The 12718-nt window shown below is 46.2% G+C and carries 9 protein-coding genes; all 9 read left to right on the top strand.

The features are described from left to right. Positions 1-61: 61 nt before the first annotated feature. The 9 genes from HGH91_RS29935 (at position 62) to ftsA (ending at position 12591) form a co-directional block, all read left to right on the top strand. Positions 62-2167, top strand: a complete 2106-nt coding sequence (locus tag HGH91_RS29935; RefSeq protein ID WP_168742914.1) for a penicillin-binding protein — start codon at positions 62-64, stop codon at positions 2165-2167. Then, positions 2168-3634, top strand: coding sequence for a UDP-N-acetylmuramoyl-L-alanyl-D-glutamate--2,6-diaminopimelate ligase (locus tag HGH91_RS29930; RefSeq protein WP_168742913.1), 1467 nt, complete (start codon positions 2168-2170; stop codon positions 3632-3634). A gap of 87 nt (positions 3635-3721) precedes the next feature. Further along, complete coding sequence (gene mraY, locus HGH91_RS29925) at positions 3722-4981, top strand: phospho-N-acetylmuramoyl-pentapeptide-transferase (protein WP_168742912.1); 1260 nt, start codon at positions 3722-3724, stop codon at positions 4979-4981. Between the two features lie 33 nt (positions 4982-5014). Continuing rightward, positions 5015-6355: a UDP-N-acetylmuramoyl-L-alanine--D-glutamate ligase gene (gene murD, locus HGH91_RS29920; protein ID WP_168742911.1), complete on the top strand. Its 1341-nt coding sequence runs from the start codon at positions 5015-5017 to the stop codon at positions 6353-6355. Positions 6356-6371: 16 nt separating this feature from the next. After that, positions 6372-7568, top strand: a complete 1197-nt coding sequence (locus tag HGH91_RS29915) for an FtsW/RodA/SpoVE family cell cycle protein (protein WP_145664598.1) — start codon at positions 6372-6374, stop codon at positions 7566-7568. 38 nt (positions 7569-7606) lie between these two features. After that, positions 7607-8698 carry an undecaprenyldiphospho-muramoylpentapeptide beta-N-acetylglucosaminyltransferase gene (gene murG / locus HGH91_RS29910; protein WP_168742910.1) on the top strand — a complete coding sequence of 364 codons (1092 nt, stop codon included), beginning with the start codon at positions 7607-7609 and terminating at the stop codon, positions 8696-8698. A gap of 18 nt (positions 8699-8716) precedes the next feature. Then, entirely contained in the window at positions 8717-10078 is a 1362-nt protein-coding gene (gene murC, locus HGH91_RS29905; protein WP_168742909.1) for a UDP-N-acetylmuramate--L-alanine ligase, read from the top strand. Positions 10079-10090: 12 nt separating this feature from the next. Beyond that, positions 10091-11191, top strand: coding sequence for a cell division protein FtsQ/DivIB (locus HGH91_RS29900; RefSeq protein ID WP_168742908.1), 1101 nt, complete (start codon positions 10091-10093; stop codon positions 11189-11191). After that, positions 11188-12591 carry a cell division protein FtsA gene (gene ftsA, locus HGH91_RS29895; RefSeq protein ID WP_168742907.1) on the top strand — a complete coding sequence of 468 codons (1404 nt, stop codon included), beginning with the start codon at positions 11188-11190 and terminating at the stop codon, positions 12589-12591. The genes HGH91_RS29900 and ftsA overlap by 4 nt, the downstream gene beginning before the upstream one ends. The last annotated feature ends 127 nt before the right edge of the window (positions 12592-12718 follow it).

Genomic DNA, 12718 nt, shown 5'->3' with positions numbered 1-12718 from the left:
AACGCTGAGGGCATTCATGCTAAAAGCCAACAGTAAAAAAGCTAATCGCTAAAACGAATACGTGGATGTAAAAAAGGACATATTGTGGAGAGTGTATCTGTGCCTCATAGGTATGGCGCTGTTTGGCGTGGCCATACTGGTAAAGGTATTCTACATACAGAATGTTCAGGGCCAATACTGGCGCAATATGGCCGATAGCCTGCACACCGGCTATGTAGCACTCGACGCGGAAAGAGGTACCATCTACTCTGAAGAAGGCAGAATGCTGTCGACCTCCATCCCGTATTTCGATATCCGTATTGACTTCGCCGCCGATGGCCTCCGCGATAAAAATGGCAAAGTGTTCAAGGAAAACCTCGACTCACTCGCCGATCGCCTGGCAAATACCTTCGGCGACCGCAGCAAAGCAGCCTATAGAACCATGCTGCAGGAAGGCTATAAATCAAAGGACCGCTATTTTCTGCTGAAAAGAGATGTGCCCTTTAACCAATACCAGGAGCTACGTACCTTCCCGATGTTTCGCCTCGGCAAAAATAAAGGTGGCATGATCGCTGAATCCAAAAGTAAGCGCATCAATCCCTTTAAACTGCTCGCCAACAGAACCATCGGACTGGCCCGCGAAAACTCACAGAGCGTAGGACTGGAAAGAACCTACAACGATTACCTGAAAGGGGTAACCGGTAAAAGACTGATGCGCCGCATCGCTGGCGGTACCTACGTACCCGTTGATGGATACGACATCGAACCGGAAAACGGCCGCGATGTGGTTACCACCATCGATGTGAATATGCAGGATATCGTGGAAACAGCCCTCATGAACATGATGGTAGGCAATGAAGCCGATCATGGCACCTGCATCCTCATGGAAGTGAAAACCGGCAAAATCAAAGCCATTGCCAACCTGGGCCGGCAACCCGATGGCAACTACTGGGAAGATATGAACTATGCACTGCAGGTAGCGGAACCCGGTTCCACTTTTAAACTGGCTACCGTTATCTCTGTGCTGGAAGATAAATTCGCGACCATGAACACCATGGTCAATATGGATGGTGGACACTGGCAGGTGGGACGTAGAACCGTATATGACTCGGAACCACACCCCGGCCCCCAGAATGTAACCGTGAAACACGCATTCGAACTGAGTTCCAATGTGGGAATGGCTAAACTGGCCTACCAGTTCTATAACCGTCAACCCAATAACTTTGTCGCCCACCTCAGGAAACTGCGGCTCGATCAAAGTACCGGTATAGACCTCGTCGGCGAAGGAAGACCAGTGGTTAAATCCACCGCTTCCAAAAGCTGGAGCAACACATCCCTGCCCTGGATGGCATTCGGATATGAAGTGCTCATCAGCCCGTTGCAAACCTGCATGCTGTACAACGCTGTAGCCAACAACGGTAAAATGATGAAACCCTACCTCGTTAACTCCATACAGGAGTATGGCCAGGTAGCTAAACAATTTGAGCCTACTGTACTGCTGGATAGCATCTGTTCTCAAAACACGCTTAAACAGGTACAGGCCATGCTCGAAGGCGTTCCCATAGATGGTACCGCAAAAAAATTGCGTACCCCCTATTACGACTTCGCCGGCAAAACAGGCACCGCACTCGTGGCCAATGGCAGCCATGGATATGCAGACAAAATCTACCAGTCGTCCTTTGCCGGTTATTTTCCTGCAAAGGACCCACAGTATACCTGTGTGGTAGTGATTAAAAATAAACCGCACGCTTTGCGCTTTTACGGAGCAAACGTTGCGGGTCCCGTGTTTAGGGAAGTGGCAGATAAACTGTATGCCATCGCCGTTGAAAGACAAAAACCCATGCAGGCTACCATGCAACTGGATACCCTGCTGGCACTGAAAAACGGAAGAGGCAGCGAATGGAAAGAAATTCTCAGTACCCTGCAACTCCCGCTCAGCAGCACCCCTGCTAACAACAGCTGGGTGAGCGCTAAAGTAACAGACCGGAAAATTGCCTTCCAGCAGGTAACTCAACTGAAAGGCGCGGTACCGGATGTTACGGGAATGGGACTCAAAGACGCACTGTACCTGCTCGAAAATGCAGGACTCCGCGTAGTGGTAAAAGGCGCCGGCAAAGTTAAAACACAATCACTCCCCGGCGGAACTAAAATTGGAAACGAACAAACTATCGTCATAGAACTGAGCTAAATGAAAACGCTGCGCGACATATTGTACAATGTAAGCATCCAGGCGGTGCATGGTAATACGGATATTACCATCAACTCGCTCGCGATCGACTCCAGGGCCATCGGCTCCGGTGATGCTTTCATTGCGGTGAAGGGAGTACACGTGGATGGACACGGGTACATCGAAAAAGCGATTGCTCAGGGCGCCGCTGCCATTATTTGCGAAACATTGCCGGAACAACTGGCCAAAAATATATGCTATGTACAGGTAGCCAACAGCGCTACCAGTAGCGGTGTGATGGCAGGCAATTTCTACGATAACCCTTCTCATAAAATACAACTGGTGGGCGTAACAGGTACCAATGGTAAAACAACCATTGCTACGCTCCTGTTCCGCCTGTTTACCAAACTGGGCTATCATTGCGGGCTGTTGTCTACTGTACAAAACCAGATAGGCGACACCGTTATACCGGCTACCCATACCACCCCCGATCCGATCAACCTCAATGCTTTGCTCGCAAAGATGGTGGAAGACGGCTGCCTGTATGTGTTTATGGAAGTAAGCTCCCATGCCATACACCAGCAACGGATCGCAGGATTGAAATTCGCCGGCGGCATTTTCAGTAACATCACCCACGATCACCTCGACTATCACAAAACTTTCGAAGAATATATCCGGGTAAAAAAATCATTCTTCGATCATCTCCCGGTAGGCGCGTTTGCACTCACCAACCTGGACGATAAAAGAGGCATGGTGATGCTACAGAATACCAAAGCCAGGAAAGCTACTTACAGCCTGCGCACCCTGGCAGATTTTAAAGGTAAAATCCTGGAAAATAACCTCACCGGCCTGGTAATGCTGGTAGGAGACACGGAAGTACATTTCCGTCTCATCGGGGAATTCAATGCCTATAACCTGCTGGCTGTATATGGTGCCGCTGTATTACTGGGCATTGACAAAGCAAAAGTACTGCAGGCGCTCAGCGACACACCTGGCGCTGAAGGCCGGTTCGATTATATCATTTCTGACAAGGAACAGATCATTGCCATCGTAGACTATGCACATACACCAGATGCACTGAAAAATGTACTGGCTACTATCAAAAATCTACGCAAAGGCAATGAACAGGTAATCACCGTAGTAGGCTGCGGTGGTGACCGGGATACCGCCAAACGCCCTATTATGGGGGACGTTGCCGTGGAAAGCAGCGATAAGGTAATCCTTACCTCCGATAATCCCCGCTCGGAAGACCCGGCAGCGATTATCCATGAAATGGAAGCAGGAATACCCGTGCACCTGAAGAAAAAAGTACTCTCCATTACCGACCGGAAAGAAGCCATTAAAACGGCACTTTCCCTCGCCAACCGGGAAGATATCATCCTGGTAGCAGGTAAAGGACACGAAAAGTACCAGGAAATCAAAGGCGTGAAACATCACTTCGATGATAAAGAAGTGCTGGTGGAGATGATGAAGCTGATGGACAAATAATTTTTGAAGAAGAACGAATAATACTTAATAATCCAATGACTTAAAAGCCTGTCTGCCAAGGTTGCGGGCGGGTTACGACTAAAACATATGTTATATTATTTTTTAAATTACCTGAAAACAGAATTTAAGATCAGCATCATCGGTGGTGGTATGTTCCAGTATATCACCTTCCGTGTAACGATGGCATTACTGCTGTCGCTCGTGATTTCTTTGCTGTTTGGTAAAAGGATTATTAAGTTTTTACAGAGAAAACAAATTGGCGAAACGATCCGTGAACTCGGCCTACAGGGCGAAAACACGAAAAAAGGAACACCTACCATGGGTGGGTTGATCATCCTCTCCGCCATCGTAATACCTACTTTATTATTTGCACAAATAGCCAACGTATATATCTGGCTCATCCTGCTCTCTACCGTTTGGCTGGGACTGATTGGCTTCCTGGATGATTATATCAAAGTATTTAAAAAGAATAAAGAGGGACTTGCCGGTAAGTTTAAGATCATGGGACAAATAGGCCTGGGACTGATTGTAGGCTGTACCCTGTATTTCAATAATGATGTGGTGGTATCGCGCGAAGTAGTAGGCGCCCGTAAACTGGCTCCATATGAAAGACAGATTACGAATCACCCGGAGCGTGTAACCCGCGAAGGACAACGGTTTGTGGATGTTAAAACACCTATTACCACCATTCCTTTTGTAAAAAATCATGAATTCAATTACGCTAAATTAATCTCCTGGATTCCGGGAGGCGAAAAATATACGTTCGTCATCTATATCCTGAGCGTGATCATCATTATCACCGCCGTTTCCAATGGTGCTAATCTGACAGATGGACTCGATGGGCTGGCAACGGGTGTTTCAGGTATTATTGGTGTGTGCCTGGGCATCTTCGCCTATGTATCCGGTAACATACAGTTTGCCGAATACCTGAATATCATGTATATCCCTAACCTGGGAGAACTGTCCATATTCATTGCAGCCTTTGTGGGCGGATGTGTAGGATTTCTCTGGTACAATGCTTACCCCGCACAGGTGTTTATGGGAGATACCGGTAGCCTCGCATTGGGTGGTATCATTGCCTCCCTGGCTATTATTGTGAGAAAGGAATTACTGGTACCCATCTTCTGCGGCGTATTCCTGGTAGAATCCCTGTCGGTAATGCTGCAGGTATCCTATTTCAAATACACCAAGAAAAAGTATGGTGAAGGCAGACGCATCCTGAAGATGTCACCTCTCCACCACCACTACCAGAAAATAGGGTATCATGAAAGTAAAATTTCTGTTCGCTTCTGGATCGTCACCATTATGTGTGTGGTAGTAGCGATCGCAACATTGAAAATGAGATAATTTATAAACGACTAACAACGCAGTATAAACGAAATGAAGTACAAACTCGTCATATTAGGAGCCGGTGAAAGCGGAATAGGTGCAGCCTTGCTGGGAAAACAGCAAGGGTATGAAGTGTTTGTTTCTGACGGCGGCACTATAAAAGATAACTATAAACAGGAACTGGCGGTAAACCAGATCTCTTTTGAAGAAGGACATCATTCCTGGGATATCATCCTGGACGCAAACGAAATCGTGAAAAGTCCCGGTATCCCTGAAAAATCGGAACTGATGAAAAAGGTACGCGAAAAAGGCATACCTGTTATCTCCGAAATAGAGCTGGCCTACCGTTTCTCGACAGGTAAAAAGATTATTGCCATCACCGGTAGCAACGGCAAGAGCACCACTACTGCCCTCACCTACCACATCTTTAAAAACGCAGGACTGGATGTGGCCATGGTAGGTAATATTGGTATCAGCTATGCCAGGCAGGTGGCAACCGCACCCGCGGAGTATTATGTGATTGAAATCAGCAGCTTCCAGCTGGATGACATTAAGGACTTCAAACCCAATGTGGCCATCCTGTTGAACATTACGCCGGATCACCTGGATCGCTACAACTACAAAATGGAAAATTACGTAGCCTCCAAATTCAGAATAGCCATGAACCAAACAGCGGAAGACTACTTCATCTACTGCATGGACGATCCTGAGATCATGCGACATTTAGCGCAGCAACCCATTTATTCAGCATCAATACCTTTTACCATCATGAAACCACTGAAAGAAGGCGGCTTTATTGCCAACGACCAGTTGCACGTTGATGTCAACGGAGATCCGGTTATCATGTCTATGTATGACCTGTCATTAAAGGGAAAACATAATCTATATAATTCAATGGCAGCAGCAATTGCAGGCAGAACCATGGATATAAGGAACGAAAAAATCCGTGAGAGCCTCACGTCATTTGAAAGCCTCGAACATCGCATGGAATATGTAGCCACCGTGAGAGGAGTAGATTTTATTAACGATAGCAAAGCAACCAATGTTAACTCCGTGTGGTTTGCACTGGAAAGCTTTGACAAACCCATCGTACTCATTATGGGCGGTGTGGATAAAGGCAACGATTACGATGCCATCCGTGACCTCGTGAAAGAAAAAGTGAAAGCCATCATCTGTATGGGTGTAGACAATACCCCCATCTTTGCGGCGTTATCCAACGATACACCGGTGATGATCAATACCACCAGCATGCACGATGCCGTCCAGGAAGCATTTAACCAGGCTGCTAAAGGAGATATCGTATTACTGTCTCCTGCCTGCGCCAGCTTCGACCTGTTTAAGAATTACGAAGACAGGGGCCGGAAATTCAAAGAAGAAGTAAAAGGATTATAAAACATAAAAGTGGAAAATGGCAGGAGCGCTCTATAGAACAAAAGGCGATAAGGTAATCTGGACGATAGTAATTTTTCTATCGCTGGTGAGCCTGCTGGCCGTATATAGCGCTACCGGGTCACTGGCCTACCGCGAAAGAGGCGGCCATACCGAGTATTATCTCCTAAAGCAACTGATCGTATTGGTCATGGGATTAGCTATCATCTATTTTGCACACCGGGTAAATTATACCGTTTACTCCCGGGTGGCACAGATAGGCTTCCTGATCTCTATTCCCCTGCTGATCTATACATTGGCCTTCGGACGGCATCTCAACGATGCCAGCAGGTGGATCAGTTTACCGATCATTAACCTGACGTTCCAGACATCGGACGTGGCAAAACTCGCCATCTTCATGTATGTAAGCAGGCAGTTATCCAGGCGTCAGAACCTGATCAACGATTTTAAGAAAGGTTTTTTGCCCATTATTACACCGGTAGCTATCATCTGTGCGCTGATTATGCCGGCCAATATGAGTACGGCGCTTTTACTCGGCGCCAGCTGTATGTTGCTCTGCTTCATCGGCCGGGTACCGGTAAGATTCCTCGCTTCCATGGTGGCAGCAGGAGCAGTAGGCATCGTATTGCTTTTTGGAATAGCGAAGGTAACGGGCGTGGAAATGCGTACTAAAACATGGGAAAAACGTATCGATAACTTCTTACATGGCGATCATACGGAAGCTCCTTACCAGGTACAACAGGCCAACATTGCCATTGCAGGTGGAGGCATTTTAGGTAAAGGTCCCGGTAATAGTACCCAGCGTAACTTTTTACCGCATGCCTATTCTGACTATATCTATGCAACGATCATTGAAGAATATGGCATGGCTGGCGCCTTCCTGATCCTGGCGGCTTACATGATACTGCTGTTGAGAAGTATCAGGATCTATAAAAGATGCCCGTATGCCTTTGGTGCATTCCTGGCAGTAGGGCTCAGTGTAACACTGGTGATACAGGCGTTGACCAATATGGCGGTAAACGTGCACCTGTTCCCGGTTACAGGGGTTACCCTTCCACTGGTAAGTATGGGTGGATCCTCAGTTTTATTTACCAGTATGGCCATCGGTATTATCCTCAGTGTATCCAGGAATGTGGAAGAAATGGAGGGAAAACAGGCAGAAAAAGAACGTTTGGAAAAAGTAATGGCAAATGCAGAAAACGCTGCGGTAGCTTAATACGTATTTATAACAACATCAATCGTAAGTAATAACACATGCAACGCAAAGTGATCATAGCAGGCGGCGGTACCGGGGGACATATCTTCCCGGCGATAGCGATCGCGAATGCGTTGAAAAAAATTCAGCCGGATACCAACATCTTATTTGTAGGTGCTGCCGGAAAAATGGAAATGGAAAAAGTGCCGCAGGCAGGTTATCCTATCGAAGGACTGGAAATCGCGGGATTTAATCGCAGTAATATCTTCAAAAACATACTACTGCCTTTTAAAATATGGAAAAGCCTGCGCCGTGCAAAAGCCATCCTCCGCAACTTTCAGCCCGACGTAGTGGTAGGTGTGGGTGGATACGCCAGCTTCCCCATGCTCAACAGGGCACAGAAAGATGGTATTCCGACCCTGATCCAGGAACAAAATTCCTTTGCCGGAAAAACCAATAAAATACTGGGCAAAAAAGCCAGGAAAATTTGTGTGGCATATGACGGTATGGATAAGTTTTTCCCGGCCGATAAACTGGTCCTCACCGGCAACCCGGTAAGAAACAACATCTCCCAGTCGGCCGTAACCAGGGAAGATGCCGTGCAGCATTTCGGCCTGAGTCCTTTGAAACAAACCATCTTTGCAGTGGGTGGTAGCTTAGGTGCCAAATCCATTAATGAAGGATTACAACCCTTGCTGAAAACCATTGCGGATAAAGATATACAGCTCATCTGGCAAACAGGGAAGCCCTATTATGAAACTGCCAAAGCAGCGGCAGCTCCGTATGAATCACATATCAAAGTATATGATTTCATCAACGTAATGGACTTTGCCTATAAAGCAGCAGACGTAGTACTATCAAGAGCAGGCGCACTGGCCATCGCAGAATTATGTGTAGTAAAGAAACCCGTGATCTTTGTGCCCTATCCCTTTGCAGCGGAAGACCATCAAACGTCCAATGCCATGAACCTGGTTAATAAACATGCCGGTTTAATCATTAAGGACAGCGATGTTACCGGTCAACTGGAAAGCGTATTATTCAGTTTACTGCAAAACAAAGCATTGATGGAGCAACTGGAAAATAATATCGGCAAACTGGGAAATCCCAATGCAGATATGGTGATTGCGAAACAAGTATTGGAAATTATTTAGAGAGATTTAGCAGCATATATGGATTTGAACAACATACAAAGGGTTTATTTCATCGGTATCGGTGGTATTGGCATGAGCGCCATTGCCCGCTTTTTTAATGAAAAAGGCGTGCACGTAAGCGGTTATGACCGTACTGCTACGGCGCTTACCAGGCAACTGGAAGCAGAGGGTATGCAAATCCATTATACAGACGATATCAACCTGGTGGATAAACAGGCTAACCTGGTAGTATATACGCCGGCTATTCCGGCTGCACATACTGAACTGCAGTGGTTCCGTGAGCAGGGCTATGAAGTAGTAAAGCGCAGCGATGTATTACAGGAAATTACCCGTTCCCTGTTTGCCATTACCGTAGCAGGTACCCATGGTAAAACCACCGTTTCTACCATGATTGCTCACCTGCTTACCGACAGCGGATACGGATGCAACGCATTCCTCGGTGGTATCAGCGTTAACTATGATAAAAATTTCTGGAGCAGCAACAAGCAGGTAGCCGTTATTGAAGCAGATGAATATGATCGCTCTTTCCTGAAATTAAGTCCGGACATCGCCATACTGACTGCCATGGATGCAGATCACCTGGATATTTACGGCACACCGGAAGCCATGGAAGATGCATTTATTCAGTATACACACAATATTAAGCCCAATGGCACGCTGATTGCTAAGTTCGGCCTGCATCGGAATAATGAGCTCAACGCTACCAACAAGTTATTGTACAGTTTACAAAACGATGTAGCCAATGCTTACGCCGCCAATATCCGCATGCACAATGGCGGATATGAGTTTGATGTGATGCAGGGCGATTGGATGATTGACAATATTTCGCTGCACATTGGTGGCATGCATAATGTGGAAAACGCAGTAGCAGCCATTACAGTGGCGCATCTGCTGGGCATAGATGCCGGTAAAATCAGGGCCGCTATGGCCAGCTTCAAAGGCATCAAACGCAGGTTTGAGTATGTGGTAAAAACAGCGCAGCAGGTATATATCGATGACTATGCGCACCATCCGGAAGAGCTGCGGGCACTGATTGCCAGCGCCAAAGCATTATTCCCGGGTAAAAAATGCACCGTTATTTTTCAACCGCATTTATTTACCCGTACCCGTGACCTGGCAGATGGTTTCGCTGAAAGTCTTTCCCTGGCAGATGAAGTAATACTACTCCCCATCTACCCGGCGCGTGAACTTCCTATCGAGGGAGTTACCAGTGAAATGATTGCATCGAAAATAACAGTGCCCGTAAAAATATTGCCGAAAGAGTCGGTAGTGGAATATGTGGAAAAACACCCATCCCCGCTATTGATCACTGCCGGCGCCGGAGATATAGATCAGTTAAAAGAACCAATTGCCCGGATACTAAAAAACAGTACAACATAAAACAGTAAACATTTGTCTAAAACTACCACCATATTAAAACGACTGGGCACACTCCTCCTCTGGGGGCTGGCGTTGACAGGCTTTGTAGTATTGCTGGTAGCTGCTATACAAGACAAAGATGCTGGTAAATGTAAAGGCATACAGGTGAAGTTTGAAGGGAAAGATGACAACTTCTTCATCGAACCCAAAGACATCAAATCACTGATTGTAAAAGATAAAAACCTGAACCCGGTAGGCAAAAAGATTGGCGATATCAATATCGCACAACTGGAAGCCCTGATAGACCAGGATCCCTGGGTAAAAAACGCGGAGATTTACTTCGATAACAGGCAACAACTGAATATTAAAGTAACGCAACGCGAACCGGTAGCAAGGATATTCACCTTTTCCGGTAACAGCTTTTACCTCGATGCAGCAGGGGAACATATACCGGTATCCGGTCGTTATGCCGCCAGGGTACCCGTATTCACCGGCTTTCCCACAGATGCAGAAAAGCTGCAGAAAGCGGATAGCCTGCTCACCACACAAATTGTGGATATGGGCAATTATATTGGTAATGATCCGTTTTGGATGGCACAGATAGAGCAGCTCATGATCACATCTGATCGTAGGTTTGAATTCATACCTAAACTGGGCGACCAGGTGATTGTATTCGGAGACGGTACTGATATAGAAAAGAAATTTGTCAAATTATTGGCTTTTTACAAAGAAGGATTGAATAAAGTAGGATGGAATAACTATACGCGCATTAACATCGCATTTGAGAATGAAGTAGTGTGTACCCGTAAGGATGGCGTAGTTCCGTTACAACCGGTGATCAAAACCGACAGTATAAAACTGCCGGCCGTAGATGAACCACCTATTGCAGATGTAGAAGATGCTGATAGCGGAGCCGTAGCGCATCCGGTAGCAGCATCCCCCAAACCGGAGGCCGTAAAACCGGCTGCTAAACCGGCACATCCGGCAAAAGGAAAAGAAAAGGCGAAAACGCAGCATGAGAAAGTAGTGAAGAAAGCAAAAGCAGCCCCTGCGCCCGCAAAACAACAACCCAAAGCAGTGTATAAGCCAGGGAATAAATCTGTTAACACATCAAAAAAACAAAAAACGCCATGAATCAGGAAGCTCCCATCATTGTAGGACTCGACATAGGTACTACGAAGATTGCTGCCATTGCAGGACGGAAGAATGAATACGGGAAACTGGAAATCCTGGGATTCGGAAAAGCTACATCATTTGGTGTACAGCACGGTATGGTGCTGAACATCGACCAAACGATCAAAGCTATCAGGCAAGCACTCGAAAATTGTTATGCATCCAACCCCAACCTGGAAATTAACGAGGTATACGTTGGCATAGCTGGTCATCATATAAAAAGTTTGCAAACCCGCGGGGATATTGTACGCAATGACACTGATGCGGAAATATCCCAGAAAGATATTGATCAACTGATTAATGATCAGTATAAAACAGTTATTCCCGCGAGTGATCAGATCATCGACGTGATCCCGCAGCAATATATTGTGGACAGCCTGCAAAACATCACTTACCCCATTGGTATGTCGGGGGTAAAGGTGGGCGCTAACTTCCATATCATCACCGGCGATAAAAACGCCATTCGTAACATTAACCGCAGCGTGGAAAAATCCGGTCTCAAAATCCGTGACCTGGTACTTCAGCCACTGGCCTCCGCTGCCGCCGTTATGTGCGATATGGACTTTGAAGCGGGTGTAGCCATTGTTGACATTGGTGGTGGTACTACCGATCTGGCCGTGTTTTACGAAGGTATTCTCAAACATACTGCAGTAATTCCCTACGGTGGAGAAAACATTACCAATGACATCAAAAACGGATTGGGCGTATTAAAAACACAGGCAGAGCAGATGAAAGTGCAATTTGGTTATGCACTGGCAGATGAAGCCAAAAGCAATGCCTATATCACCATTCCCGGATTAAGAGGTCAAAGCCCCAAAGAAATTTCAGTAAAGAACCTGGCCCATATCATCCAGGCCCGTATGAGTGAAATACTCGATTTCGTAGTATACCATCTCAAACAAATCGGTATGGATAATAAAATGCTGAATGGCGGTATTATCCTCACTGGTGGCGGATCCCAGCTAAAACACCTGATACAGTTAACTGAATATACCACCGGCGCAAGCGCCCGCATAGGTTTCCCCAACGAGCACCTGGCAAGCGGCCACATAGATGAACTAACTAAACCTATGTACGCTACCTGCGTAGGCTTGATTTTAAAAGGATATAATGATTTCGAAAATGATCGTAAAGCGCTGGAAGAAAACTATGTAAAGATTAATACCAGCTATCTGGCAAAAGAACAGGCTGCCCAATCCGTAGCACAGCCTGAAGACTGGATAGAAGAAACGGCCCCCAGCAGCCAGGAAATACAAGACCGTAAAGCAAAAGAAAGAAACGCATCCCTGAAAAACTTCTTAGACAAAATGAAAACAAAAATCATTGACATGTTTACAGAAGAAGAAGATGCTAAACTTTAATCGCTATATGGCGCAATTGTTGTAACCAGCAAACGTTTAATATAATAAGAATTAAGAACGATAATTAATAATGACAGGACAAATGAACCATAGTAACATAATAGCATACACGCACTTAATTCTTAAT

This window comes from Chitinophaga eiseniae (genome assembly GCF_012641265.1).
GTDB classification, from domain to species: domain Bacteria; phylum Bacteroidota; class Bacteroidia; order Chitinophagales; family Chitinophagaceae; genus Chitinophaga; species Chitinophaga eiseniae_A.
The sequence above is the reverse complement of the archived record's forward strand: the minus strand, read 5'-3'. Positions and strand labels throughout refer to the sequence as shown.

Bases quoted from the DNA above. Each gene is read 5' to 3' on its own strand.
- HGH91_RS29930 (WP_168742913.1), top strand. From the start codon at position 2,168: ATGAAAACGCTGCGCGACATATTGTACAATGTAAGCATCCAGGCGGTG.
- mraY (WP_168742912.1), top strand. From the start codon at position 3,722: ATGTTATATTATTTTTTAAATTACCTGAAAACAGAATTTAAGATCAGC.
- murD (WP_168742911.1), top strand. From the start codon at position 5,015: ATGAAGTACAAACTCGTCATATTAGGAGCCGGTGAAAGCGGAATAGGT.
- HGH91_RS29915 (WP_145664598.1), top strand. From the start codon at position 6,372: ATGGCAGGAGCGCTCTATAGAACAAAAGGCGATAAGGTAATCTGGACG.
- murG (WP_168742910.1), top strand. From the start codon at position 7,607: ATGCAACGCAAAGTGATCATAGCAGGCGGCGGTACCGGGGGACATATC.
- murC (WP_168742909.1), top strand. From the start codon at position 8,717: ATGGATTTGAACAACATACAAAGGGTTTATTTCATCGGTATCGGTGGT.
- ftsA (WP_168742907.1), top strand. From the start codon at position 11,188: ATGAATCAGGAAGCTCCCATCATTGTAGGACTCGACATAGGTACTACG.